The sequence below is a fragment of the Neorhizobium sp. BT27B genome, from assembly GCF_050455485.1.
Classification (GTDB): domain Bacteria; phylum Pseudomonadota; class Alphaproteobacteria; order Rhizobiales; family Rhizobiaceae; genus Neorhizobium.
In genome coordinates this window covers 549048-573924 of record NZ_JBCIYT010000001.1, presented here as the reverse complement: position 1 = coordinate 573924, position 24877 = coordinate 549048, and the positions used below count along the sequence as shown (strand labels likewise).

Below are 24877 nucleotides of genomic sequence, written 5' to 3'. Positions count from 1 at the left end.
TATTGGCGATCCTGTTGGAAAGCCCCGATCTTACACGATTATTGAAAATCGCGCTTACTGAATGATGCGCTGCGGAGAAAATTCGCCAGCCAGCATGCGTTCGCGCAGCGATTGCAGCATGGCTTCTGCGCCAGCTTCGCCGTGCATGCGAATGGTTTCGCGCATGGCAAGAGCGATGGCAGCGTCAGCGATGATTTCAGGTTCGATACCGTCGGCGCGGCCGTCGGCCCAGGCCTCGTTCTGGTATTCGAGCGCCACCTGCATCTTTTCGTGCACAATCATCTCGTCGATGTCGTTGCGGGCTGTCTGCATAATGATCCTCTTTCCGGCACCTGGTTGTTACCGGTGCGTTAACAAGATTACCAGCCTTTTATCAAAACGACACGGGTTGCGAGCGAAACAGGTAAATAAACACTTAATTTCCGTAGCGTGCGGCGATTTCCGCAGCCAGTGTTGCTCCTTCGGCACGGTATGCCTCTTCAGCGGAGCGCGCAGCCGGCGTGCAGGTCGTGTGCACGGAGGCGAAGGACCGGTAACCGCGATTGAAGGCGGCCGTCAGTTTCTCGCGGCGTTTTGGCTCATTCGCCGTCTCGGAATCAATCAGTTTCTGCATGGAGCCGCGCCAGTTCGACTGACGTTCTCCACATAGCGTGCGCAGGTAATGCACCGATCCGAGAATTTCCGAAAGCCGCGCCAGCCGGTCGTCATAGGGAGTCGGCTTTTCCGCGGGTGGTGTCGAGGCCGTCGGCGCAGCAGGGGCTGCAGCCTTTTTCTGCGCCAGCGCCGGCTGCACGGCGAGCGAAAGGCTCAGCGCGACAAAGCAGACAGATGCGAGGCGTTTACGAAACTTCATCGGCATTCCAGACGGCGGTCCTGCCGGAGAATCGCCCGGCATCGTTAAGCGTTCTTTTAGCCTTTTGAAACCCGCGCCGCCAGCCGTTCGGCACATTCGAGCACGCTTGGCGGCACCGGCAGATGGCGAATTTCCTCGGCCGTGTACCAGCCGGGATCGGCGGCATCATCGGCGGCGATGGCCTCGATGGTTTCGTCGCTTTTGACCAGAAAGACGGAGAGGAAGAAGTGGCTGAGCAGGTCTCCGTCTTCTGATTCGCTCTTCAGGTCATAGGTGGCAAACAGTTCGGGATCGTGCACGGAAATGCCGGTTTCCTCGAAAAACTCGCGCACGGCAGTTTCGGCCGGTGTTTCCCTCGGTTCTCCGCGTCCGCCCGGAAAGGCGAACAGATCGGCCGATGGCGGATTGATTCGCCTGATCAGCAGAAAACGGCCATCGCGTTCGAGAATGGCGGAGGAGGCGGGGTGGGGCGTGGAGGACATGGCGCTCCTGAGCGGCAAGCTGTGATCTGTACTACAAGTCCGTTGTAATTTATGGTTCGCGTCTGGGCAAAGGAGCATTCTTGATGACCCGCGCAAAAACCTTCGCTCTTGGCGATACCTATGACGGCATCCTCTCGGATCTCGTGAGCAACGGGCATTTCGAGACAGAAACGGAAGCGGTCAAGGCCGGTCTTCGCATGCTTGCGGATCGTGAAATGCGCATTCAATCTCTTCGTCAGGCAATCGATGCCGCGGATCAGGAGATAGAAGCAGGGCTCGGTCAGCATTACACCTCTGCTGCCGACCTGCTTGCGGATGTCATGACAGATGACGACAGGCCGTAGATCGCGAAAGCATCTGATCATTGCGCCGCTTGCCAAGGCGGATTTGCGCGGTATTCGACGATACATTGCCGAAAACAGCCCGCATTACGCTCAGGAATTTCTCGCCGATCTCACTGCCAAGATCATCTGGATTGCCTATGCGGACTTCACGGGGGCGCCCCGCGATCACATCTCGCCGGGACTGCGCGCCTTTCCCTATCGCCAACGCTGCATCTATTATCGCACCTATCCCGACAGGATCGTGATTCTGCGCGTGATGCATATGGCGCAGGACGTGCAAAAACAGGATTTCGAGTGATCAAGACCTACACCCTCTACGTGTTCGCCGCCGTCTTCGAGATCGCCGGATGTTTTGCCGTCTGGGGTTGGCTGCGGCTGGAAAAGCCGGTGTGGTGGCTGGCGCCGGGTGTGGCGAGCCTTGTCCTGTTCGCGTGGCTTTTGGCGCTGGTGGAAAGCGAGGCGGCGGGGCGCACCTATGCGGCCTATGGCGGCATTTATATCCTCGCCTCCATCCTCTGGCTGCTGGCGGTCGAAGGTCGCATGCCGGATCGCTGGGATCAGGCCGGTACCGCTCTCTGCCTGATCGGCTCGGCCGTCATCATCTTCGGGCCACGCAGTGCATGAGCCTGCCGGCTTGACCCTCTTGCGTGCCGATGCGATGAAAAACCATGTGCGGACGTTATGCTTTGACATCGACACCCGATGACGTGCTGAACTTCGTCAGCGTGGCGCTGGTGGAGGATTTTCCGCCGCGTTTCAACATCGCGCCGACGCAGCCTATTCTTGTCGTCATGCAGGCGGAAAGGCCTGATCCCGGCAGCAATCTGCCGGATCGTCGCGCTTTTCTGGCGCGCTGGGGTTTCATTCCCGGCTGGGCCAAGGATCCGAAAGACCTGAGCCTGATGATCAATGCCCGCGCCGAGACGGCAATCGGCAAGGCCTCGTTTCGTGCAGCCATGCGCCATCGCCGCATTCTGGTGCCGGCCTCGGGCTTTTATGAATGGCGGCGGCCGGAAACATCGGGCGAGGAAAAGTCGCAACCCTACTGGATCCGCCCGAAAAACGGCGGCCTGATCGCCTTTGCCGGGCTGATGGAAACCTATGCCTCGGCCGATGGTTCGGAAATCGATACCGCGGCAATCCTGACCACTGCTGCCAACCGTTCGCTGAAGCGCATCCATGACCGCATGCCGGTGGCGATCGGCCCGGAGGATTTTACCCGCTGGCTGGATTGCCGCACGCAGGAACCACGCGAAGTCAAAGACCTGATGACAGCGCCAGACGAGGATTTTTTCGAGGCGATCCCGGTATCAGACCGCGTCAACAAGGTCTCCAACATGGGCGCCGATCTGCAACTGCCGGCACAGGACGTGGCGCCACTGCCGGCGGTCAAACCGAAGCCGAAACCTGACGATAGCCAGCTTTCGCTTTTCTGATTTCCGTGTACTGATCCCTTTCTCGCCCTATGCCCAGACTGGACTTCCCTCCATGGATCTTTTTCCCGCCGCTCTTTCCGGCTTCGCGCTCGGTGGATCGCTGATCGTCGCGATCGGCGCGCAAAACGCTTTCATCCTGCGACAGGGGCTGATCCGCAGCCATGTCTTCATTCTGTGCCTGATCTGCGCTGCATCGGATGCGCTGCTGATTGCCGCCGGCGTCGCTGGTCTCGGAACGCTGGTATCGCAGTCGCCGATGTTGATCGCCGTGGTGACGATCGGTGGCGTGTTGTTTCTGGGGACATATTCGTTCATGGCGTTCAAGCGCGCGTGGGTGCCGTCGGCCATGGTGGCGGGGGCGCCGCAGAGCATGCCGCTGAAAGCGGCGGTCATGGCCTGTCTTGCCTTCACCTTCCTCAACCCGCATGTCTATCTCGACACGGTCGTGCTGCTAGGCAGCCTGTCGGCGGCGCATGAGGGCGCGGCGCGTCTGGCTTACGGCCTTGGTGCCGTGGTCGCGTCGTTCACATGGTTTTTCGGGCTGGGATATGGCGCACGGTTTCTGGCGCCGCTATTTGCCAGGCCATCGGCCTGGCGCGTGCTGGACCTGTTGATCGGCCTCGTCATGGCAATGCTCGCCATCGGCCTTCTGGTCAGCTTTTTTGCCGGCAATTGAAACCGGCTGGAAAGTTCAAGCTCAGGATTTTTTGACCGGCTTGCGCTTCAGCATCATCGTTGCGGCAACCACGGCCTTGATGCCGAGCGGGCGCAACGGGGCGTGCAAGTCGTTCTGGGTCTTTTCGGCCGGAGCCTTCGGGCTGTTCATCTTCTTTTCCTCTGGAGCGATCTCGTGATCAATCGCCGCTTTCACCGTAAATCCGGGCGGAAATACGGTGAAAGTAATAGCGATCCGGAGGAATATTCATAAAGGTGTCATCTTGCCGCAGACTGTAGCTGCAATGCAGCATTCACCTTGCAGTGCAGGGGATCACGGCGAAGCGTGATCGTCCTCGATGGTGATCGTACCGTAACGACGGTGCCATGCACGGGCACTGAACGGCAGCATGCAGAGATAGGCGATCACCGTCACCGACAGCACTTCCCAGGTGAAGCTCATCAGCAGCGCCACATAAATGACGACGCCGAGAATGACCGGCAGCATCAGATCGCGGCGGATGCGGGTTTCCGATTTGCCGGACCAGATCGGCAGGCGGCTGACCAGAAGATAACCCATCAACACGGTATAGGCACCGGCCGCATAAGCCACCCAGCCCTCCAGCGGGACGCCGAGAAAACCGAGATAGACCGGCAGCATGACCAGCATGGCGCCCATCGGCGCCGGCACGCCGACGAAAAATTCCGACTGCCACTGCGCCTTGACCGGCCGCTCTTCCATCACGTTGAAACGGGCGAGGCGAAGGCCGGCCGCGATGGCGTAGATCAGGGCTGCGATCCAGCCAAGCGAACGGGCGCCATCCAGCACATAGGCGTAGAGCACCAGGGCAGGGGCGACGCCGAAATTGATGATGTCGGCGAGACTATCCATCTGCACGCCGAATTTCGATGTCGCCTTCAGGAGGCGGGCAATGCGCCCGTCTATCCCGTCGAGGAAGGCAGCCAGCAGAACCATGCCGACGGCCAGTTCGAACCGGCCTTCGAAGGCCAGCCGGATACCGGTCAGACCCGCGCAGATGGCCAGCACGGTAATGACATTGGGGATCATCAGCCGAAGCGGGATTTCCCGCAGACGGGGGCCGCGGCCGCTGTCGTCCTTGCGGACCGTCGACGCATTTTCATGCGTTTCTTCCTGTCCGTTGGTGTGCGGCTCGGCTGGCTGTTCCATTGTCATTCTCCGTACGGGGCTCCGTTACGCGGTATGTGGTCCGTATCAGTTGCGGCGGCTGACGACCGGGCCCTTGGTCGAGCCGAATTCGGCAAGCACCGTTTCGCCACCGATGGCGCGCTGGCCGATCGAAACGCGGGCTTCACCACCGGCCGGCACGTAAACGTCGAGACGCGAACCGAAACGGATCAGGCCAAAACGCTCGCCGGCTTCCAGCGGTTCGTTCGGCTGCACGAAGCAGAGAATGCGGCGGGCAACGAGACCGGCGATCTGCACGACGCCGAGCTTGCCATGCTTGCTTTCGATGACGAGACCGTTGCGCTCGTTATCGGTCGAGGCCTTGTCGAGTTCGGCATTGACGAACTGGCCCGAACGGTAGGCGATCTGCGAAATGCGGCCACGCACCGGTGCGCGGTTGATGTGGCAATCGAACACGTTCATGAACACGGAAATGCGCAGCATCGGCTCCGAACCGAGATCGAGTTCGGCCGGCGGAACGACCATGACGACATGGCTGATGCGACCGTCTGCCGGGCTGATGACGAGGTCTTCGTCCTGCGGCACGACGCGCTCGGGATCACGGAAGAAATAGGCGCACCATGCGGTGAGGATCAGGCCGATCCAGAACAGCGGTTCGGCAATGAGGCCGAGAACCAGCGACACCACGAAGAATGCGGCCACGAACAGGTAGCCCTCCTTGTGGATGGGGACGAGCGTGTTGCGAATGGTGTCGAGTAGGTTGATCAACCGTTGTTCTCCTGCGTTGTCGGCGCTCACTGACTACATAAAAACCGTGATTGCGGCAATGTGGTTCCGCAATGAGCAAGATCACCTTGTTGATAGAGCTCGATTGCACGGCATCTGGCTGACGATCATGTGCGGTATGACGGTCAATACCGTTCTTTTCGGGGGGCGGCATCATTATCGTGCTGACCGTTCAGGAGCTCACCGAACACGCCAAATATCTCATTTGGCCGTGTTGGTGCTGAGTTTTATACTTTCACCGTTTCTCGCCCGGATGATTGCGCCGTGCATGCGCAATTGTGGTAAAGATGAATTGCAGCGCGGCGATGTGATTTCGGGCTGACAAGCGCGTAATAACGTAAATCTGGATGTTGCAACCATAGCGTTTGACGGCGGTCGCTGCTGCCGCCATGTTTACATCCGGCTTTTGCCTGAGGGAGCGGATAATGGAAGACGTTGCTGCCAGAATCGCATTTTCATTGCTTGTCGGCATATTCGCTTTTTTCGCCGCCACGAACATTTTTCTGACGGTCCTTCGCATTACGCATCGCCGTGATTTGGCGGACCGTCTTTCGGCAAAACTTGCTCCCTATACCCGCTATTTCCGTTTGGGCGACAGCTCCGGATCTGGTTCCGGCGGCAGAGCCCGCTAAGCCATGGCTGCAGTTTTTCCGCTGGTTGGCGAGGTCGGACCCTATTGGCTCGGTGTGATGGGAAGCTTTTGTGTCGAGATCAGTGCCGTGGCCGTCGCGACGGGCAAGGCGGAGGGGAAAATCCCCAGGCGCTACAGGAGCGTGCCTTATCTGCTCCTAAGAACCGCCATGGCTTTTGCCGCCGGCACGCTGCCGGTGATGCTTGAGGCGGTCAACGCCTACAACGCCTTCGTGCTCGGGGCCAGCGCCCCACTCGTTTTCGACAGGATGGAGCGTGGTAACGATCCGGGAAAATGATCCCGGCCCAAGTCTAATCCCAGGCCGGAACTGAGGGTTAAGATCTTACCGCCAGCCCATGGCCGGTGCCACGTGCTTCAAGATCGCCTCGATCACATGGGCGTTGTAGTCGACGCCCAACTGGTTCGGCACAGTCAGGAGCAGCGTATCGGCCTCGGCAATCGCCTCGTCCTTTTTCAACTCCTCGACCAGCTTGTCCGGCTCGCCGGCATAGGAGCGGCCAAAAATGGCGCGGGTCTTTTCGTCGAGGAAGCCGATCGAATCGTCTTCCTTAGCCCCATTGCCGAAATAGGCACGGTCGCGATCATCCACCAGCGCGAAAATGCTGCGGCTGACCGAGACCCGCGGAGTGTGCGTGTGTCCGGCTTCCTTCCATGCCTCGCGATAGGCGCGGATCTGCTTGGCCTGCTGGATGTGAAAAGCCTCGCCGGTTTCGTCGTCCTTCAGTGTCGAGCTCTGCAGGTTCATGCCGAGCTTTGCCGCCCATTGTGCGGTGGCATTCGAACCGGCGCCCCACCAGATGCGATCACGCAGACCTTCGGAATGCGGCTCGAGGCGCAGCATGCCGGGCGGGTTGGGGAACATCGGCCGTGGGTTGGGCTGTGCAAAACCGTTGCCCTTCAACACTTCCAGCAGGATTTCGGTGTTGCGGCGGGCCATGTCGGCTTCGTTTTCGCCTTCGCCCGGCTGGTAGCCGAAATAACGCCAGCCATCGATCACCTGTTCCGGCGAACCGCGGCTGATGCCGAGCTGCAGGCGGCCACCGGAGATCAGGTCGGCAGAGGCTGCGTCTTCCGCCATGTAGAGCGGGTTTTCATACCGCATGTCGATGACGCCGGTGCCGATCTCGATCTTTTTCGTCCGCGCGCCGACAGCGGCCAGAAGCGGGAAGGGGGCGGCAAGCTGGCGGGCAAAATGGTGGACGCGGAAATAGGCGCCATCCGCACCGAGTTCTTCGGCCGCGACCGCAAGATCGATCGATTGCAGCAGCGCATCACCGGCCGAACGTGTGCCGGATTGCGGCGAGGGAGACCAGTGGCCGAAGGAGAGAAAGCCGATCTTTTTCATGACTTTGCCTTATGTTGGCATACATGGCGGATTGGTCGGGTTAGCGCCCTCAAATCCAAACACACCGATGCAGCACATCATTTGAACGTTGAGACACAGATGGCATGCGGCCCCAGACATTCACAGCCGTCTACCGGTGAACAGTGCGTCGTCAGCGTGCCGCTTGCGGATCGACCCAGCCCATCCAGGTGGTAAAGGCCAGAAGCGGCGAACCCCAGAAGATCAGCACCAGTGCGTAAACGATGCCGACGGCGCCGAGCACGATCAGGCGGGTTTTTCTGTTGCGTTTCATGTCTTTCCCCATCTCCAGAATTTATTCGCCAGCCGGCTTGCCGCGGATGACGACTCCGAGATCGTCTTTTTCGCGCACCTGGCGCAGATGTTCTTCCGCCTGCGTTGCCTCGCGCTGGCGGCTCCACATCGACGCGTAAAGCCCGCCGGCGGCGATCAGTGCCGAATGGGTGCCGCGCTCGGCGATCTCGCCGGCACGCAGCACGATGATCTCGTCGGCATTGATGACGGTCGACAGGCGATGCGCGATCACCAGCGTCGTGCGGTTTTTCGAAACCACGTCGAGCGCCGACTGGATCTCGTGTTCGGTCGTTGTGTCGAGCGCAGACGTTGCCTCGTCGAGAATGAGGATCGGCGGGCCTTTCAACACGGTACGGGCAATCGCAACGCGCTGCTTTTCGCCACCCGAAAGTTTCAGGCCACGCTCGCCGACCTTGGTCTCGAAACCTTCCGGCAGGTGGGTGATGAACGTGCCGATCTGGGCGATGTCGGATGCAGCCTTCACCTCTTCGTCGGAAGCGGCGGGGCGGCCGTAACGGATATTGTAGGCGATCGTATCGTTGAACAGGACCGTATCCTGCGGCACCATGCCGATCACCGAGCGCAGCGATTTTTGCGTGACCTCGCGCACATCCTGTCCGTCGATCGTTACCGACCCGTCCTGCACGTCATAAAAGCGGTAGAGCAGGCGGGAAATGGTGGATTTTCCGGCGCCCGACGGGCCGACGATCGCCACCGTCTTGCCGGCCGGCACTTCGAAGGACACGCCCTTGAGGATCGGCCGTTCGGGATCGTAGGCAAAGTGCACGTTGTTGAAAGCGATGGCGCCCGGTCCCGCCGCCAGCGGCTTGGCGCCGGGACAGTCGACCACTTCGGCTTCGACTTCGAGAAGGTCGAACATCTGCTCGATATCGGTCAGGCCCTGGCGGATTTCGCGGTAGACGAAGCCGATGAAGTTAAGCGGGATGGACAGCTGCATCAGCAGCGCATTGACGAAGACGAAATCGCCGATCGTCTGTTCGCCGCGCTGCACGGCCATTGCCGACATCACCATCATCACAGTCTGGCCGATGCCGAAAATGACGCCCTGGCCAAAGTTCAGCCAGCCGAGCGAGGTCCAGACTTCGGTCGCCGATTTTTCATACTTGGCCATCGAGGCATCGAAGCGCCTGGCTTCCATGTCCTCGTTGCCGAAATATTTGACGGTTTCGAAGTTCAAGAGCGAATCGATCGCCTTGGTATTGGCCTCGGTGTCGCTGTCATTCATCGAACGGCGGATGGCGATGCGCCAGTCGCTGGCCTTGATGGTGAACCAGATATAGGCCGAGACGGTGACGGCGGTGACGACCACGTAGGAGAAGCCGTAAGCGGCCCAGAAGATGATCGCCGTCAGTACGAACTCGAGCAGCGTCGGCACCGAGTTGAGAATGGTGAAACGGACGATCGTTTCGATGCCCTTGGTGCCGCGTTCGATGATGCGCGACAGGCCGCCGGTCTTGCGCTCCAGATGGAAGCGCAGCGACAGCTGGTGCATGTGCACGAACGTCTTGTAGGCGAGCTGGCGCACCGCATGCTGTCCGACCGAGGCAAACAGCGCGTCGCGCAGCTGGTTGAGGCCCACCTGCAAGAGGCGGGTGAAGTTGTAGAGGATGACGAGAACGACCGCACCGAGCAGGAAGGCGGGCAGGATACCGACCATGTCGAGCTTGCCGTTCAGCGCATCCGTTGCCCATTTGAAGAAATAGGGCACAGACAGAAGAATAATCTTTGCCAGAAACAGATAGAAGGTCGCCCACAGCACACGCGCCTTCAGGTCGGCACGACCTTGCGGCCACATGTAGGGCCAAAGGTTGACGAGTGTGCCGAGCGGATTGCCGCTATCCGCCGAAACGGTCTTTTTCTTCGATGCCATGAAATGCTGGTCCCTGGGAGACAAGGGGCGCTGAAGCGCTTGTGTCCGCGACATAGGCGTGTTGGCCGGTGGATGCAATGACAGCCGCGTGAAACTTGGCATCTGGTGCCGATCCGCCACCGACTGCGAGACAAACAAAAATCCCCGCCACGGAGGCGGGGATGTGATGTCAGTCCGGTGCGATTATCAGGATTTTTCCTGCTGCAGCCGCTTGCGGTGCAGTTCCTCGGCATCCGGGCGGGCCTTGTCGGGCACGCCAAAGACCTGGCCGGGCTGGATCAGGTCCGGGTTGGTGATCTGGTCCTCGTTGGCGAGGTAGATCGTCGTGTAGCGCACGCCCTGACCGTAAACGCGGCGGGAAATCTGCCACAGCGTATCGCCACGGCGGATGATCACCGATGCATTGTCGCTCTTGGTCAGCGGCGCCTGCTCGATCGTACGTGCCTCGCTGGAAGGCGTGGAGGCGGCCACTTCGGCCGGCGCTGTGGCCTGCTGGCTCGGCGGTGTATCGACAACAGGGCCGATTGCGCTGGCGATGATCATGTGGATCTCGCCAAGGCCCTTGCCGAAATCGGCAACATCGCGCGGCAGGGCTTCAAGTGCTTTCAGCGCGGCAGTGGCCTGGGCCATCGTCATCTCTGCAATGCGACGGGCTTCGGCACTGGCATCGGCCGGCAGGCGATATTCCGTCAGCGACTTCAGCGCGATGCTGGTGGCCGAGCGGGCAGCGGCCAGCTGTTCGGCAGTCGGTGTCGCACCATTGGCGTAGAGGCCTGTCAGGATTTCGTGGGCACGCGCCACCTGATTGCGCAGGCGGTCGAATGCGCCACCGTCGATCGGCGTCAGTGTGGTGGTGGCAGACGAGATCGCCGGGCTGGCGACGGCTGCGACCTGATCACCGGCAGGACGGTTGAACGGAACGGCGACGCGCAAAAGCGCCTTGCCATCCGGGCCGATCTGATCGACGGCGATGCGGTGATCACCAACCGAAAGCGGCAGTTTGCCCTCGATGACGAAATGGCCGTTGGCCGCAGCCTGTGCGTTGCCGATCACGGCATCGTCGGCATAACCGCGCAGTTTTGCCTGTGGCTTGGCGATGCCGGCGACGAACAGGCGGTCGCCCTCGATCTCGACGGCGGTCACCTGAATGTCCGGCTTCTGACCGGCGCCATCGGCCTTGGTCGCGGTGCCACCGGCATTGGGTGTTGCGGTTGCAACTTCGGGAGCTGCCGATTTGCTTGTCGTTTCAGGCGTCTTGGTTTCAACCGGCAGAACAACCCGTTCGGTCTTGGCAGCCTTGTCGCCGCCGGTTGCCGGCGTGGCGATCAGACGGCTGGCTTCGCCCGGCTTGGTGACCATGGCGAGCAGTTCGCCGCCCTTGACGGCGGGAACCGAAATCGTGGCGACTTCTTCGGACACGACGGTCTTGCCATCCTTGCCGGTGACCTTGAGAACCAGTTCATGGTCGCCCGGCGGCAGCGGCTTGTCGAGAATGGCAGCGAACTCTCCACCCGATGCGACATCGGCCTTGGCGAGTACGGAATTTTTATCGGCCACTTCGAGCGTGGTGCCCGGTTCGGCGCGGCCGGCGATCACGGTGGAGCCGTCGGGCTCGACACGCAACACGTCGAAGGTCGGGACATTGCCGGCGACGGTCGGAGCGGCGGTCGCAGCCGGTGCCGTGGAAGCGGCAGCCGGTGCCTGCGCCGTCTGTGCCGGGGCGGGCTGTTCCTGCGGTTTCGTCTGGTCGACAAGTTCCTGAGCGGCCTTGCCGCCTTCGGCAACTGCCTGCTCGACCTGTTTGCCTGCCTCGTTAATCGCTGCGCCAAGCGGTTGCTTGTCGGCGGAAATGCGGGGCATGACGAAGAACACCATTACGATGGTGGCAATGGCAAGAACACCGAGAGCCAGCAAGCCGGCAGGATTTTTCAACATCAGTTCTCTCCCGACGGAACGTCCGCCGCACACTAGGGAAATAGCCGGTTCATGCAACCTTCACAAGCTTTTCAAGGATTTCAGCCTTGCTCTTACAGTTCTTTCCGGTCACTTTTGACGTTTGTGCGTCGCGAACGCGTGAATACGGAATGCCAAACGGAGAAAAGCGTGCCCATCCAGTCCATCTGCGTCTATTGCGGTTCCCAGCCCGGTCGTGATCCTGCCTATCTTGCAGCAGGCCGCGCGCTCGGAAAATCCATTGCGGCCCATGGTCTGCGCCTCGTTTATGGTGGCGGCACCAAGGGCATCATGGGGGCGGTTGCAGCGGGTGTCTTGTCCAACGGTGGCCAGGTGACGGGAATAATTCCCGAATTTCTTGTCGATATGGAGGCAACCCGCCATTCGCTCGGACAATTGGACGAACTGATCGTCACCAAGGACATGCATGAGCGCAAACACAAGATGTTCGAGCGCTCGGATGCGTTCGTGACCTTGCCGGGCGGCATCGGCACGCTGGAGGAGATCGTCGAGATCATGACCTGGGCGCAGCTCGGCCGTCATGAAAAGCCGATGGTGTTTGCCGATATCGGCGGTTTCTGGAAACCGATGCTCGATCTCGTCAGCCACATGCGCGACCAGGGTTTTATCCACCGTGCCCATCTGGTGCAGCCGCTCGTCATTTCCGATGTCGAGCAGATCGTGCCCGCCATTCTCGAACGCGCTGAGGAAAAGGGCACGTCCGATGGGAAAAAGGATGTGATCTCAAAGCTTTGAGATCAATACCTCAATCAACGATGAAAAGCTTGGCGCCGATCTCGGTCGAGGTGCGGTGGGGTTCGGCATTGTCGGCCACCTGATAGCTCATGCCGGGTTTGAGCACGAACACGCGGCCATCGGCGAGTTCGGTGGTCATTTCGCCTTCGAGGCACAAGAGGATGTGGCCTTTCTCGCACCAGTGATCGGCGAGATAACCCGGCGAATGCTCCACCATGCGCACCCGGATCGGGCCGAAATGGCAGGTGCGCCAGGTGGAATGGCCGGTATCGCCCTTGTGTTCGGTCGGATCGATCTGCGACCAGTCGGTGGTGCCGAAGGGAATATCGTTGATCTGCATGAAATATCCTCGGTTCAGCGCTGGCCCAGCGGGCGCAGCATGGCAAGTGTGTAGACGATCAACGCCGACCAGATGAACAGGAAGGCAATCAGCTTTGTACCGCTCAGCGGCTCGCCGAAGGCAAAGACCGCGATCAGGAACACGATGGTCGGCGTGATGTATTGCATGATGCCGATGGTCGAAAGGCGCAGCAGCTTGGCGCCGGTGGCAAAGGTCATCAGCGGAATGGCAGTGATGAAGCCGGTGCCGATCAGAAGCAGGGTATTGCTTGCGCCCGTCTGCAGGAAATGCCCCTGACCGGTGCTTTCGAGATAGATCAGATAGGGCAGGGCCGGGATGGACAGAAGCAGCGCTTCCAGAAAGAAACCCTGATTGGGGCCGATCGGCAGCGTCTTGCGAAAGAAGCCGTAAAGCCCCCAGCTGAGCGTCAGGGTCAGCGCCACCAGCGGCAGGCTGCCGGCATCCCATGTCAGGATGGCAACCGCGATCGCCGCCAGTACGACCGCAAGCATCTGCGCCGGTGCCAGCTTCTCCTTCAGAAAGAAGGCGCCGAGCAGGATGCTGAACAGCGGATTGATGAAATAGCCGAGTGCGCCTTCCAGCGCACGGTTATTGCTGACGGCCCAGATATAGGTGCCGGCATTGATGGAGATCAGCACGGCGGTAATGCTCGCCATCATCAGCGTTTTTGGCGAGCGCAGCGCCTCCACCACATCACGCGTGCGGCCCAGACAGAGAAGAACGACGCCGGCAATCGGCACCGACCAGACAACCCGATGCGCCAGAAATTCCAATGGCGAGATATGCGCCAGCGCCTTCATGTAGAAGGGCATGAAACCCCACATCAGATAGACGATGAGTGCCAGGACAAATCCCTTGCGACCGTCCTTCGCCGATACGGCAGACGAAACGAGCGCCGCTCCCGTCGGTTCAGCGGCGATGGGCGTGGCTGCAGGGCTGGGCATGGAATGTATCCGATGGGTTGAGGCACTCATCCTCTCTATCTTTGGCAAACATCATCTGCCAATGCATTTCGATGATATCCCATTGATTTTGTCGGGCTGTTGCGCTCAGTTGTAACAACCAGACATGGGTGGAGGTGCCGCATGAGCAATCAGGATGATGCCGTTCACCGAGAAATTTATGCCCGCCAGATCCTCGCCAAGGCCGGGGTGTCTCAGGATGCTCGGCTGGAAAAGGCCTTTGCCACCGTCCGGCGCGAAAATTTCGTCGGTTTGCCGCCATGGCTGTTCAGCGATTTCAACCAATACAAGGAACTGGCTTCGAGTGATCCTGTCATTCTCTATCAGGACATGCTGGTCAGCCTGAATGCCGATCGCTACGTCAACAACGGCATGCCGTCCCTTCACGCCAATGCCCTGCACCGTCTCGGCATCCGCGAGGGTGAGACCGTGGTGCATCTGGGCGCCGGCACCGGTTATTACACGGCGATCATCGCCGAACTCGTCGGGCCGTCCGGCAAGGTCATCGGTGTGGAATATGACGGAGCACTTGTCGAGCGGGCGGATAAGGCGCTTGCCGGCTATGAGAATGCCGTGGTCATTCACGGCGATGCGCTGCAATGGGTGTCGACCGGTGACGAGGCGGATGTGATCTACGCCAATTTCGCACTCGATCATCCGCCGGCGCCGTGGATCGACAATCTTGCCACTGGCGGCAGGCTGCTGTTTCCGTTCGGCGTCCCTGTGGTCGATGCGAGCCGGTCGTTCAGCCGTTGGGCCGCATTCCTGATGATCGACCGGCGGCCACGCGGTTTTGGCGCCCGTTTTCTGGCGCCGGTGTCCTTCATCTGGGCCGAAGGGCAGGAGCCGGCACCGGAAGGGCGTCACGCCGCTCTTGCCGAGGCTTTCAAGAACCGCGGCCTGTCGCGCGTGCGCAGTTTTCGCTGGCGCACGCCGCCCACCGGTGAAGAATGGTACGGCGAGGAAGGCTGGGGTCTGTCTTTCGACGAGGCGTAAACGCCTGCATCCATGACCGTGCTGAATGTAAGCTTCAACCGAATGAATTGGCAGGTTGCTCAATTGAGGTCTAGAAGCCGCTCATCCAGCAGGGAGGATCAGCTGATGGCAACCGAGAGCATCGCTCCGCAGGCCAAGAACGAAGACACGCCGCGCGGTTTTGCCTTTGCGCTGACAGCTTATCTGATGTGGGGTTTTCTGCCCTTCTATCTCAAGGCCGTGTCACATCTGCCGCCGCTGGAAGTGCTGGCGCACCGGGCGATCTGGTCCGTGCCGGTGGCGGGCGCCGTCCTGCTCATTCTCAAGCGTACCGACGAACTCAAGGTAGCGATCCGCACGCCGAGCATGCTGGGCATGGCCTGTGTCACCGCCGCCTTCATCACCGTCAACTGGGGCATTTATGTCTGGGCGATCGCCGCCGGGCATGCGCTGGAAGGCGCTCTCGGTTATTTCATCAATCCGCTTTTCAGTTTCTTTCTGGCGGCCGTGGTGCTGCGTGAAAAACTGAGCCGTACGCAGCTCGCCGCCATCTGCCTTGCCGGCGTCGGTGTGGTGATCCTGACCGTCGGAGCCGGCGGCCTGCCATGGGTCTCGCTCGGGCTTGCCTTCACCTGGGGCTGTTATGCGCTGTTTCGTAAGACACTGCCGATCGGCCCCAACCAGGGCTTCTTTCTGGAAGTGCTGCTGATCAGCATCCCGTTCCTGCCCTACATCATCTATCTCGAATGGACGGGGCAGGGCCATCTCTTCAACGGCACCAGCTATGACACGTTCATCCTGATGCTGGCCGGCCCGATCACCGCCGGACCGTTGATGATCTATGCCAACGGTGCCAAGCTCTTGCGCCTGTCGACCATCGGCATCATGCAGTATATCGCCCCCACGCTGATTTTCCTGATCGCCATCTTTGCCTTCAAGGAACCGCTCAGCACGGTAAAACTTGTGGCCTTCGTCTTCATCTGGTCGGCACTGGCGGTGTATTCCTACGGCATGCTGAAGGCGTCGCGGGGGCGGTGAGGGGCATCAGGCCGCCGCCGTGCGGCCCGATCGCAGCGTCTTGCCGACCTTGAGCGTGACGCGCCGGTCGAGGGCGTTCAAAACGCGCACCAGTCGGTCTATGGTGAACCGGCCAAGATCGGCGTTGCGTATGCGCGAAAGATCGGCAGCAGTGACACCGGTAAGCTTCTCACCCTCCCGCACTGTCAGCTTTCGCCGGTCAAGCGTTGCAATGATTTCCGAAGCAAGCTGCGCCTTCATCAGTTTCGTGTCGGCATCGGGGTCACCCAGATCGGCATAAATATTGCCGCTGCCTCGAACGATTTCGAAATCGTCATCGGTCATCGCAGCATCTCCTCTAGTCGTTTCAGCCGGGCCTTGGTCAGTTCCACCTCTTTGTGAGGGGTTGCTATGCCCGCGGTCGATTTCTTTTGAAAAGCATGTACCACCCAGATCGCGTCGCCAAGTTGTACGGCATAAATCGTACGGTAGGCGTCGCTGCGATAAGGCAGGGCAATTTCGAAGACGCCTGAACCCAAGCCTTTCATCGGTTTTGCTATGTCTGCCTTCTGACCCATGCTGGCGATTGTGAGAGCATCTTTGATGCGATCCTGAACGTCTTCGGGAAATCTCCCGAAGTCCTTCAGCGCCGCCTTGATCCACGCGATCTCCCTCATGCTTCATGTTGTCATATCTGACAAACTTTTGACAAGAGAAAAGTCATCGTTGTCCGAGACATCAATTGCTGACCAGATCACTCCGCCGCGATCCTCCCCGCCAGTTCGCGGTTCTTCATCAGCTTGTAGATCACCGAATCCATCAGCGCCTGGAACGAGGCGTCGATGATGTTTTCCGAGACGCCGACCGTCCACCAGCGTACGCCGCTGCCATCGGTGGATTCGATCAGCACGCGGGTGATCGCCTCGGTGCCACCGTTGAGGATGCGCACCTTGAAATCGGCAAGCACGAGGTCGTCGATCTCGTTCTGGTATTTGCCAAAGTCTTTTCGTAGTGCAAGGTCGAGCGCGTTGACCGGGCCGTCGCCTTCCGCCACCGACATATGCGGTTCGCCGTCGATGACGAGTTTCACCACCGCTTCGGACACGGTTTTTACCCGCCCAAAACTGTCGAAGCGGCGCTCGACCATCACGCGAAAACCATCGACGGCAAAGAACTCCGGAATGGTGCCGAGCGTGCGCCGCGCCAGAAGCTCGAAACTGGCGTCTGCGCCTTCATAGGCATAACCCGATGCCTCGCGTTCCTTGACGATCGAGATCAGCTGGTCGAGCTTTGCATCGTCTTTGGCGACCGTGATGCCGCGCCGCTTCAGCGCATTGAGAAAGTTCGATTTTCCGCCCTGATCCGACACCATGACCTTGCGGAAATTGCCCACACTTTCCGGCGGCACGTGTTCGTAGGTGCGTGGATCTTTCAAAAGCGCCGATGCATGGATGCCGGCCTTGGTGGCAAAGGCCGAGGCGCCGACATAAGGCGCCTGATGATTGGGTGAGCGGTTCAGAAGCTCGTCGAAGGAGTGCGACAGATGCGTCAGGCCGGACAGGCGCTCCGGGTCGATGGCGGTTTCAAAGCGGGAGGCATAGGCCTCCTTGAGACAGAGCGTGGCGATCAGGGTGATCAGGTTGGCATTGCCGCAACGCTCGCCGATACCGTTCAGCGTGCCCTGTACTTGGCGACAGCCGGCCTCGACGGCGGCCAGCGAATTGGCGACGGCCTGACCGGTATCGTCATGGGCATGGATGCCGAGCGAGGCGCCCGGAATGCCCGACGCGATGACGGCGGCAACGATGTCGCGCACCTCGTTCGGCTGCGTGCCGCCATTGGTATCGCAGAGCACGATCCAGCGTGCGCCGGCATCGTAGGCGGTGCGGGCGCAGGCCAGCGCATAGTCCGGGTTGGCCTTGTAGCCGTCGAAAAAATGCTCGCAATCGACCAGCGGTTCCTTGCCCACCACATTGGCGGCTTCGACGCTGTCGCGGATGGAGGAGAGATTCTCTTCGTTGGTACAGCCGAGCGCCACCGCGACATGATAATCCCAGCTTTTGGCGACGAAACAGATGGCATCGCTCTTGGCCTGCAACAGGGTGGCGAGGCCGGGATCGTTGGAGGCGGAAATGCCGGCGCGCTTGGTCATGCCGAAGGCGACGAATTTGGCCTTGGTTGTGCGCTTCTCTGTAAAGAAGGCGGTGTCGGTCGGGTTGGCGCCGGGATATCCGCCTTCGACGTAATCGAAACCGAATTCATCCAGCATGGCGGAAATCGCGATCTTGTCCTCGACGGAAAAATCGACGCCGGGCGTCTGCTGGCCGTCACGCAGGGTGGTGTCGAACAGGTGGATGCGGTCGCTGGTGATCGGGGCGCGGGTCATTGTTGCTCCTCCCAGAGCAGATGTATTGGCATTTGGGGCAAAGGTTGCCCCCCACCCTAACCCTCTCCCCGCGTGCGGGGAGAGGGGACGTGCCCCATGTGCCTTGTTGCGAGGGACGGACATGGTGCGGCGTATCCCTTCTCCCCGTTTGACGGGGAGAAGGTGGCGGCAGCCGGATGAGGGGCTGCCACAAGGTTACGGGATGCGCTTCAATCCTTCCCCGCGAACCGGTCGGTCGCGCGGATCAACTGGTCGGTAATGCCCGGTTCCGAAACCGCATGGCCTGCGCCCTCGACAATGTGGAAATCCGCATCGGTCCACACCTTCGACAACTGCCAGGCATATTTCAGCGAGCAGGGCATGTCGTAGCGGCCATGCACGATGGCGCCCGGAATGCCTTTAAGCTTGGTGGCATCGCGCAACAGCTGACCTTCCTCAAGCCAGCCGGCATGCATGAAATAATGCGTTTCCAGCCGCGCAAATGCGATGGCAAAAAAATCCTCGCCGAAGCCGGCCGTCAGCGCTGCGTCGGGCAGAAGCGTGATGGTCGAGCCTTCCCATGTGCTCCAGGCCTTGGCGGCTGTCAGTTGCTCGGCCTTGTCCGTGCCGGTCAGCCGGCGGTGATAGGCGGCCAACATTTCATGGCGTTCGTTTTCCGGAATGGGCGCGATAAAAGCCTCCCATTTGTCGGGAAACATTTCCGAGACGCCGAACTGGTAATACCAGTCCATTTCCGCCTTGGTCAGCGTATAGATGCCGCGCAGAACAAGCTCGCTCACCCGCTCTGGATGGGTTTCGGCATAGGCCAGCGCCAGCGTCGAGCCCCAGGAGCCGCCAAAAACCTGCCACTTGTCGACGCCCGCCAGTTGCCGCAGCCGCTCGATATCGGCAACGAGATGCCATGTCGTGTTGGCGTCGAGGCCGGCATGCGGTGTCGAGCGGCCGCAACCGCGCTGGTCGAACAGGAGGATGTCGTAAAGCGCCGGGTCGAACAGACGGCGTTGTGCCGGCGTGCAGCCGCCGCCGGGGCCACCATGCAGGAACACGACCGGCTTGGCGCCTTTGGTGCCGACGCGTTCCCAATAGATCACATGGCCATCGCCGACATCGAGATGGCCGCTCTCATAAGGTTCGATCTCGGGATAAAACGTGCGCAATACTTCGGTCACAGGTGCAGTCCCCTTTCGGGCCAGTTTTCGGTGTCGTGGTCGGGGTGTTGGAAGGAGATGATCTGCTCCTGACGGGCGTAATATCCGGCATCGCCGTGTATGGGCGCCTCAAAGATCGTTTCCACCCAGGGCAGGCGAAAAGCGTGATTGACCTGCACGGTCGGTGCGAGATCGTCGCGCTCGTCGAAGGCGCCAATGGCAATCTCGAGGCTGGACGGCGTGCGATAGGTCAAGGGCGTGCCGCAGTTTTCGCAAAAACCCCGGTCGATATTGACGGACGACTGAAAATATTTTGGCTCGCCACGGGTCCATTCGACGCCGCCTTCAGGCGCGGAAACCAGCGGTCCGAAAAAGCCGCCAAAGGCTTTTTGGCACATGCGGCAATGGCAGATCGAGGCGCGGCCGAGAGCGCCGTGGATTTTGAAGCGCACGCCGCCGCATTGGCATCCGCCCGTTTTCACGGCGTCTGTTCCTGTTGTTTCAGTCATGCATCGTCCTCCTTCTTGCCGGCATCCGCTGCAGGGGCGGATCGGGCCGGGATTGGCTGCCAGTCTTCTGTGTCGTGATCGGGATGCTGGTTGGAAACGAGATCGGCCAGAAACGGCGCGTCGGCGATGTCGTCTTCCGTGCGGTGGCCGGGCAGGGCGTGCAGGTGTTCGACGAAGGGAAGCTTGCCTTCCAGGCCATATTGCATCGAGGGCGGCAGGCTGGAGGGATCATCCAGCGCACCGGCGGAAACGGCAATGCCGCCCATCGCCTCATAGGTCAGCGGCGTGCCGCAATTGTCGCAAAAACCGCGCTGCACGTGGTTGGACGACTGGAAATATTTTGGCGCACCGCGTGTCCAGACGAAGGTGGCACCACGGGTGGACACCAGCGGCGCATAATAGGCGCCAAACGCCTTCTGGCACATGCGGCAGTGACAGATGGAGGACTGGCTGGGCTTGCCGTCGATGCGGAAACGCAGCGCCCCGCATTGGCAGCCACCGGTATGGACGTGATAGGTCAATTACCTTTCTCCATCGGCCAGAGGTCGGTGTCGCGATCGGGGTGCTGCCGGCTGCTGGCGTCAATCGCCGCTTCATCTTCCGGTGACATGTCGAAACTGCCGTCGTGATCGAGACTATGCAGATCACCGAACCACGGCATTTTTCGCGCGAGATTGGTCTGCAGCGCCGGTTTCACGCTTTCCGGTTCATCCAGCGAACCGAGAGTGATGCTGATATGATCGCTACCTCCATCGTAAAACAATGGCGTGCCGCAACGGCCGCAAAAGCCGCGGCGCGCCGTGTCGGAAGACTGGAACCATGTGGGCTCGCCACGCGTGAGGGTGAAATTGTCATGCATCACGCCGCCAAGGGGCATGAAGTAATTGCCCGCCGCCTTCTGGCACATGCGGCAATGGCAGACATGCGGAAAACCGATCTCGCCTTCCGCCCGGTATCGAACGGCACCGCATTGGCAGCCGCCGGTGTGGAGCATGGTCATGACGCGGATCCCTCCAGCCAATTCTCGATCTTCAAACCATCGACGCGGGTAAACTCGCGGACATTGTTGGTGACGAGGGTGAGGTCCAGTGAACGGGCGTGGGCGGCGATGAAGAGGTCGGTGGTGCCGATTGGCGTGCCGCGTTTTTCGAGCGCGCTACGGATGTCAGCGAAATGATGCGAGGCCCGATCGTCGTAGCCAAGGATGGCGATGCGCGCCAAGGAATTTTCGACAAGATGGGTGAGCCGATCCGATCCCCGTCGTGCCGCACCAAAACGCAACTCCGATGCCACGATGGCGCTGACACAAAGGCTATCGTTGACCGCGCTGTCTATCGCCTCGGCAACCGCACCGAAGGGGTTGCGGATCGCGTCCGAAAGAATGTTCGTATCGAGCATGCGAACGAACCGGCTCATAGATCGACATCGCGCGGCGGCGGCTCATCGATGTCCAGTTCAGGGAAATCACCTTCCCACGGCGGCTGCGAACGCAACCACGCAATCAGGCTTCCCTTGGGCTCGGTGACCGGCTCGATCACCAGCCGGTCGCCCTCCTTGCGCATGACGGCCTCCTCGCCGGCCATTTCGAATTCGGCCGGGATGACGACCGCTTGGGCGCCGCCATTGCGGAAGAATTTTACGTGACGTTCAGCACCCATGCCTTCCTCCTCGCTGTCTCGGTTGCAGCATAGGGCGGCTCGCCCCTGGGCTGCAAGCCTACCGCTTGACCTCCCAGGTCGTCACCCGTTCTCCGGTTGCCGCATCCTTGCCGTCCTTCAGCTGGATGCCCTTGGCCGACAACTCGTCGCGGATCCGGTCAGCCTCGGCAAAGTTCTTCGCCTTCAGCATTTCCAGCCGCATGGCGACAACCGCATCAACGGCACCGGCAAGCGCCTCGTCCACCTCTGTCTTTTTCGGCAGTACGCCGAGAAGTGCTGCACTCGCCGCGAACATCGGCAGAAGCGTCGCATCCACATTGGCTTCCTGCGCCAGCGCATGCAGGCGCTGCACGGCGGCCACCGTATTGAGGTCGTCGGACAGCGCATCGATGACGACCGGGCAGGGGTCTGCATTGGAAACATCGGCCGCCGGCCATTTGGCGATCAGGCGCTCGGCTTCCTCCAGCCGCTTGATCGAAAAATCGATCGGCTCGCGGTAATGGGTCATCAGCATGGCCAGCCGCAGCACGTCGCCCGGCCACTGCTTGCCGCCAAAATCGTCGGTGGACAGCAACTGGTGGATGGTGACAAAGTTGCCGTCTGATTTCGACATCTTGCGGCCTTCGACCTGAACGAAGCCGTTATGCATCCAGACGTTCGCCATGACCTCGGTGCCATGCGCGCAGCGTGACTGGGCGATCTCGTTTTCGTGGTGCGGGAAGATCAGGTCCAGCCCGCCGCCATGGATGTCGAATACCTCGCCGAGATAGCGGCTGCTCATGGCCGAGCATTCGATATGCCAGCCCGGACGGCCGCGACCCCACGGGCTTTCCCAGCCGGGTTCGTTGTCGGAGGAAAGCTTCCAAAGCACGAAATCGCCGGGGTTTTTCTTGTGGGCATCGACGGTGATGCGGATGCCGGCCTGCTGCTCGTCGAGCGGGCGTTTGGAAAGCTGGCCGTAATCGCTCATCGATTTGGTATCGAACAGCACTTCGCCCTCGGCCACATAGGCGTGACCATTGCCGATCAGCTTTTCGATGATGGCGATCATCTGCTCGATATTGTCGGTGGCGCGCGGCTCGACAGTCGGCTCAAGGCAGCCGAGAGCGGCAACATCCTCGTGGAACTGCTTAGCCGTCTTTTCGGTCACCGCATGGATGGCGTCGTTGAGGGCCAAGTGCGGAAAGTCGCGCAGGGCACGTGCGTTGATCTTGTCGTCGACGTCGGTGATGTTGCGGGCATAGGTGACATGGGTGTCGCCATAGACATGCCGCAGCAGCCGGAACAGAACATCGAAGACGATGACCGGGCGGGCATTGCCGATATGGGCGAAATCATAAACCGTCGGGCCGCAGACATAAACGCGCACGTTGTCGGCATCGATCGGCTGGAAGGCCGATTTCTCGCGGATCAAGGTATTGTATAGCTTGAGCGTGGCGCTCATCGAAAAATTCTCCCAAGGTGCTCAAAGCGCATGCCGCGGCCGGTACCGGACCGGAGCGTTTGTCTTCAAGGCTTTTCGAGAGACGAAAACGGCCGGACCAGCGCGAACGCTAGCGGATAATGTTCCCACAAATGGAAATCGTCGTTTTCATGGCGTCGGTTATGGCGCGGGGGCGGGGTTTGGTCAAGGGGAGGTACGTGTATCGTCAAGGCCTTTTCGAGGGCCTACCGGTGCGTCAGACTTTGGCTATTTGAAAATATAGGCTGCTGTCTGAGTGTTTGGGTGTAACCGGTTGCCACGAATTTTATGACGCCAAGATCGAGTTCGACCGCATAGTCCCAACTGGTGAAAGTTCCTGTCGCACGCTTGTTGCTGCGACGTATATCGTTGATGCAAAGTGGAAAATTGTTGCGCATGTCGATATCGATGCGCAAATCGCTGACACTTTGGAAAATGATATCGCAAGGTGCGACGTCCCAACCCAGGCAGTGATTATTTTGCCAATGCCAGTTGAAAATATAGTCGATATCCAGCCGGATTTGATGATTATCGTCAGGAAAGCTTATCGAGTAGAGTTGCGCGTCGTGCCACCCCATGTCCGCAAAATCCGCATCCGTCCAGACGAGTTTTTCGGCCACTGCCTTCATTCCGGCAACCGATACTCCACGAACCGGTTTTCCCGCACCACGAACAGCTTTCCGCTCTCCATCAATTCCGGCGAGGTCAGCGGCAGTATCTTCTCCGCGATCTCGGAGGGATGCGGCAGTGTTTCCGGGTCTTCGCCGGGCACGGCCTGCGCGCGCATTGCTGTGCGGGTGGCGCCGGGGTTGACGAGATTGATCTTCAGGTTGGTATGCGCCATTTCCTCGGCCCAGATACGGCCCATGGTTTCGACGGCGGCTTTCGACATTGCATAGGCGCCCCAGAAGGCGCGCGGATTGGTGGCGACACCGGAGGAGAGGAGCAGCGCGCGGCCAGCATCGGATTTGACCAGCAGCGGTTCCAGCGAGCGGATCAGCCGCCACATCGAGGTGACGTTGGTGTTCATCACACGTTCGAAAACCTTGGCCTCGACATGGGCGATCGGCGAAATCACACCGAGAATGCCGGCATTGGCGACCAGAATGTCGAGCTTGCCCCAACGTTCGAAAATAGAGGCGCCGAGCTTGTCGATCGCCGCCATGTCGGTGATGTCGAAGGGGACCAGCGTGGCCGAGCCGCCGACCGCCTTGATGGCGTCATCGAGTTCTTCCAGTCCGCCGACCGTGCGGGCGCAGGCGATCACATGTGCGCCGGCCTTGGCCAGTTCCAGTGCGGTGAAATAACCGATGCCGCGCGAAGCGCCGGTCACCAGCGCAATCCTGTCCTTCAGGTCGATCGTCATATCTTGGCCCCCTAATGCTGCGGCCTTTTTCAGGCTCGCTATCCCAGAGGCATTGTTTCGCGGGCATGCCGCGCGACCTCTCGGATATCGTGATTGTCACAGCCGCCCTGTATGCGCAAGACCCTGCGCGCAGCCCGGATAACGCGGCTCCGTCACCCGGCCATCGCCATGACGACGCGAGGGTACGCAGGCGCGCGCATGAACACTGTTGCCGGCTGGGCGGCTGAAAACTGGCATAAAGAGTGACACGGCACATGGTCTCCGTTGCAGGGGAGAGCATGCCCAACATTGCGGTGCCGGCTTTTGATGCCAATCAACATCGCCGCCGATACGGGTGCGGCGGATTGTCCTCAGGAGTTATCCACCGCGTGCAGAAATGAAAGGGGCGCCCACCTTGCGAC

Annotated in this window: 34 protein-coding genes; 9 read left to right on the top strand and 25 right to left on the bottom strand. The window is 60.3% G+C overall.

Going from position 1 to position 24877, the window contains the following annotated elements:
* Nucleotides 1-54 precede the first annotated feature (54 nt).
* The 3 genes from AAIH70_RS03040 to AAIH70_RS03030 form a co-directional block, all read right to left on the bottom strand.
* Nucleotides 55-312, bottom strand: coding sequence for a hypothetical protein (locus AAIH70_RS03040; RefSeq protein ID WP_112732297.1), 258 nt, complete (start codon nt 310-312; stop codon nt 55-57).
* Nucleotides 313-415: 103 nt separating this feature from the next.
* A complete protein-coding gene (locus tag AAIH70_RS03035) occupies nt 416-853 on the bottom strand; it encodes a TIGR02301 family protein (RefSeq protein WP_132273030.1) in 438 nt (145 codons plus the stop codon).
* A 56-nt stretch (nt 854-909) separates the two neighbouring features.
* Nucleotides 910-1335, bottom strand: a complete 426-nt coding sequence (locus tag AAIH70_RS03030; protein WP_132273031.1) for an NUDIX hydrolase — start codon at nt 1333-1335, stop codon at nt 910-912.
* 83 nt (nt 1336-1418) lie between these two features.
* Between AAIH70_RS03030 and AAIH70_RS03025 the strand changes: the two genes are divergently transcribed.
* From AAIH70_RS03025 to AAIH70_RS03005, 5 genes are read left to right on the top strand one after another with little or no spacing between them, the layout of a single operon-like run.
* On the top strand, nt 1419-1679 hold the full coding sequence (locus AAIH70_RS03025; RefSeq protein ID WP_132273032.1) for a type II toxin-antitoxin system ParD family antitoxin: 261 nt from the start codon (nt 1419-1421) through the stop codon (nt 1677-1679).
* Nucleotides 1663-1977: a type II toxin-antitoxin system RelE/ParE family toxin gene (locus AAIH70_RS03020; RefSeq protein ID WP_132273033.1), complete on the top strand. Its 315-nt coding sequence runs from the start codon at nt 1663-1665 to the stop codon at nt 1975-1977. Before AAIH70_RS03025 ends, AAIH70_RS03020 begins: the two co-directional genes overlap by 17 nt.
* Nucleotides 1977-2303, top strand: a complete 327-nt coding sequence (locus AAIH70_RS03015) for a YnfA family protein (protein WP_132273705.1) — start codon at nt 1977-1979, stop codon at nt 2301-2303. The genes AAIH70_RS03020 and AAIH70_RS03015 overlap by 1 nt, the downstream gene beginning before the upstream one ends.
* 44 nt (nt 2304-2347) lie before the next feature.
* Nucleotides 2348-3115 (top strand): SOS response-associated peptidase, encoded by a 768-nt coding sequence (locus AAIH70_RS03010; RefSeq protein ID WP_132273034.1) that lies wholly within the window; start codon nt 2348-2350, stop codon nt 3113-3115.
* 52 nt (nt 3116-3167) lie between these two features.
* Nucleotides 3168-3791 (top strand): LysE/ArgO family amino acid transporter, encoded by a 624-nt coding sequence (locus AAIH70_RS03005; RefSeq protein ID WP_132273035.1) that lies wholly within the window; start codon nt 3168-3170, stop codon nt 3789-3791.
* Nucleotides 3792-3812: 21 nt separating this feature from the next.
* Here AAIH70_RS03005 and AAIH70_RS03000 read toward each other — a convergent pair whose 3' ends face one another.
* From AAIH70_RS03000 to AAIH70_RS02985, 4 genes are all read right to left on the bottom strand, one after another.
* The gene (locus AAIH70_RS03000) at nt 3813-3941 is read right to left on the bottom strand and encodes a hypothetical protein (RefSeq protein WP_281033560.1); all 129 of its coding nucleotides are present in this window, start codon (nt 3939-3941) and stop codon (nt 3813-3815) included.
* A gap of 162 nt (nt 3942-4103) precedes the next feature.
* Nucleotides 4104-4958 carry a CDP-diacylglycerol--serine O-phosphatidyltransferase gene (gene pssA / locus AAIH70_RS02995; RefSeq protein WP_132273036.1) on the bottom strand — a complete coding sequence of 285 codons (855 nt, stop codon included), beginning with the start codon at nt 4956-4958 and terminating at the stop codon, nt 4104-4106.
* Nucleotides 4959-5003: 45 nt separating this feature from the next.
* Nucleotides 5004-5702, bottom strand: a complete 699-nt coding sequence (locus tag AAIH70_RS02990) for a phosphatidylserine decarboxylase (RefSeq protein WP_430033528.1) — start codon at nt 5700-5702, stop codon at nt 5004-5006.
* A 256-nt stretch (nt 5703-5958) separates the two neighbouring features.
* On the bottom strand, nt 5959-6243 hold the full coding sequence (locus tag AAIH70_RS02985; protein WP_430033059.1) for a hypothetical protein: 285 nt from the start codon (nt 6241-6243) through the stop codon (nt 5959-5961).
* A 115-nt stretch (nt 6244-6358) separates the two neighbouring features.
* Here AAIH70_RS02985 and AAIH70_RS02980 point away from each other — a divergent pair, with 115 nt between their 5' ends.
* On the top strand, nt 6359-6652 hold the full coding sequence (locus AAIH70_RS02980; protein WP_132273038.1) for a hypothetical protein: 294 nt from the start codon (nt 6359-6361) through the stop codon (nt 6650-6652).
* Nucleotides 6653-6697: 45 nt separating this feature from the next.
* On the opposite strand, the gene AAIH70_RS02975 is transcribed toward AAIH70_RS02980, so the two are convergent.
* The 4 genes from AAIH70_RS02975 to AAIH70_RS02960 form a co-directional block, all read right to left on the bottom strand.
* Nucleotides 6698-7720 (bottom strand): LLM class flavin-dependent oxidoreductase, encoded by a 1023-nt coding sequence (locus tag AAIH70_RS02975; RefSeq protein ID WP_132273039.1) that lies wholly within the window; start codon nt 7718-7720, stop codon nt 6698-6700.
* A 151-nt stretch (nt 7721-7871) separates the two neighbouring features.
* Nucleotides 7872-8012: a hypothetical protein gene (locus AAIH70_RS02970; RefSeq protein WP_153353174.1), complete on the bottom strand. Its 141-nt coding sequence runs from the start codon at nt 8010-8012 to the stop codon at nt 7872-7874.
* A gap of 21 nt (nt 8013-8033) precedes the next feature.
* Complete coding sequence (locus AAIH70_RS02965) at nt 8034-9923, bottom strand: ABCB family ABC transporter ATP-binding protein/permease (protein WP_132273040.1); 1890 nt, start codon at nt 9921-9923, stop codon at nt 8034-8036.
* A gap of 186 nt (nt 9924-10109) precedes the next feature.
* The gene (locus AAIH70_RS02960; protein ID WP_132273041.1) at nt 10110-11858 is read right to left on the bottom strand and encodes an Ig-like domain-containing protein; all 1749 of its coding nucleotides are present in this window, start codon (nt 11856-11858) and stop codon (nt 10110-10112) included.
* Between the two features lie 138 nt (nt 11859-11996).
* Here AAIH70_RS02960 and AAIH70_RS02955 point away from each other — a divergent pair, with 138 nt between their 5' ends.
* A complete protein-coding gene (locus tag AAIH70_RS02955) occupies nt 11997-12632 on the top strand; it encodes a TIGR00730 family Rossman fold protein (RefSeq protein WP_245519104.1) in 636 nt (211 codons plus the stop codon).
* Between the two features lie 10 nt (nt 12633-12642).
* On the opposite strand, the gene AAIH70_RS02950 is transcribed toward AAIH70_RS02955, so the two are convergent.
* Together AAIH70_RS02950 and rarD (AAIH70_RS02945) are read right to left on the bottom strand one after the other, a co-directional pair.
* Complete coding sequence (locus tag AAIH70_RS02950) at nt 12643-12972, bottom strand: DHCW motif cupin fold protein (protein WP_132273043.1); 330 nt, start codon at nt 12970-12972, stop codon at nt 12643-12645.
* A 14-nt stretch (nt 12973-12986) separates the two neighbouring features.
* Entirely contained in the window at nt 12987-13937 is a 951-nt protein-coding gene (gene rarD / locus AAIH70_RS02945; protein ID WP_132273044.1) for an EamA family transporter RarD, read from the bottom strand.
* Between the two features lie 141 nt (nt 13938-14078).
* Here rarD (AAIH70_RS02945) and AAIH70_RS02940 point away from each other — a divergent pair, with 141 nt between their 5' ends.
* Together AAIH70_RS02940 and rarD (AAIH70_RS02935) are read left to right on the top strand one after the other, a co-directional pair.
* Nucleotides 14079-14951, top strand: a complete 873-nt coding sequence (locus AAIH70_RS02940; RefSeq protein ID WP_132273045.1) for a protein-L-isoaspartate O-methyltransferase family protein — start codon at nt 14079-14081, stop codon at nt 14949-14951.
* Between the two features lie 105 nt (nt 14952-15056).
* Entirely contained in the window at nt 15057-15968 is a 912-nt protein-coding gene (rarD, locus tag AAIH70_RS02935) for an EamA family transporter RarD (protein WP_132273046.1), read from the top strand.
* 6 nt (nt 15969-15974) lie between these two features.
* On the opposite strand, the gene AAIH70_RS02930 is transcribed toward rarD (AAIH70_RS02935), so the two are convergent.
* The 12 genes from AAIH70_RS02930 to AAIH70_RS02875 form a co-directional block, all read right to left on the bottom strand.
* Nucleotides 15975-16292, bottom strand: a complete 318-nt coding sequence (locus tag AAIH70_RS02930) for a helix-turn-helix domain-containing protein (protein WP_132273047.1) — start codon at nt 16290-16292, stop codon at nt 15975-15977.
* Nucleotides 16289-16624, bottom strand: coding sequence for a type II toxin-antitoxin system RelE/ParE family toxin (locus AAIH70_RS02925; protein ID WP_132273048.1), 336 nt, complete (start codon nt 16622-16624; stop codon nt 16289-16291). The genes AAIH70_RS02930 and AAIH70_RS02925 overlap by 4 nt, the downstream gene beginning before the upstream one ends.
* Nucleotides 16625-16701: 77 nt before the next feature.
* Nucleotides 16702-18333, bottom strand: coding sequence for a citramalate synthase (gene cimA / locus AAIH70_RS02920; protein ID WP_430033050.1), 1632 nt, complete (start codon nt 18331-18333; stop codon nt 16702-16704).
* A gap of 209 nt (nt 18334-18542) precedes the next feature.
* The gene (pip, locus tag AAIH70_RS02915) at nt 18543-19502 is read right to left on the bottom strand and encodes a prolyl aminopeptidase (RefSeq protein ID WP_132273049.1); all 960 of its coding nucleotides are present in this window, start codon (nt 19500-19502) and stop codon (nt 18543-18545) included.
* A complete protein-coding gene (locus AAIH70_RS02910) occupies nt 19499-19990 on the bottom strand; it encodes a GFA family protein (RefSeq protein WP_132273050.1) in 492 nt (163 codons plus the stop codon). Before AAIH70_RS02910 ends, pip begins: the two co-directional genes overlap by 4 nt.
* Nucleotides 19987-20511, bottom strand: a complete 525-nt coding sequence (locus AAIH70_RS02905; RefSeq protein ID WP_132273051.1) for a GFA family protein — start codon at nt 20509-20511, stop codon at nt 19987-19989. The genes AAIH70_RS02910 and AAIH70_RS02905 overlap by 4 nt, the downstream gene beginning before the upstream one ends.
* Entirely contained in the window at nt 20508-20990 is a 483-nt protein-coding gene (locus AAIH70_RS02900; RefSeq protein ID WP_132273052.1) for a GFA family protein, read from the bottom strand. Before AAIH70_RS02900 ends, AAIH70_RS02905 begins: the two co-directional genes overlap by 4 nt.
* Complete coding sequence (locus AAIH70_RS02895) at nt 20987-21406, bottom strand: type II toxin-antitoxin system VapC family toxin (RefSeq protein WP_132273053.1); 420 nt, start codon at nt 21404-21406, stop codon at nt 20987-20989. Before AAIH70_RS02895 ends, AAIH70_RS02900 begins: the two co-directional genes overlap by 4 nt.
* Nucleotides 21403-21648, bottom strand: coding sequence for an antitoxin (locus AAIH70_RS02890; protein WP_132273054.1), 246 nt, complete (start codon nt 21646-21648; stop codon nt 21403-21405). Before AAIH70_RS02890 ends, AAIH70_RS02895 begins: the two co-directional genes overlap by 4 nt.
* 58 nt (nt 21649-21706) lie before the next feature.
* Entirely contained in the window at nt 21707-23092 is a 1386-nt protein-coding gene (gene cysS, locus AAIH70_RS02885; protein ID WP_132273055.1) for a cysteine--tRNA ligase, read from the bottom strand.
* Between the two features lie 224 nt (nt 23093-23316).
* Nucleotides 23317-23730, bottom strand: a complete 414-nt coding sequence (locus AAIH70_RS02880) for a hypothetical protein (protein WP_132273056.1) — start codon at nt 23728-23730, stop codon at nt 23317-23319.
* Between the two features lie 5 nt (nt 23731-23735).
* Entirely contained in the window at nt 23736-24476 is a 741-nt protein-coding gene (locus AAIH70_RS02875) for an SDR family NAD(P)-dependent oxidoreductase (RefSeq protein ID WP_132273057.1), read from the bottom strand.
* Nucleotides 24477-24877: the final 401 nt, after the last annotated feature.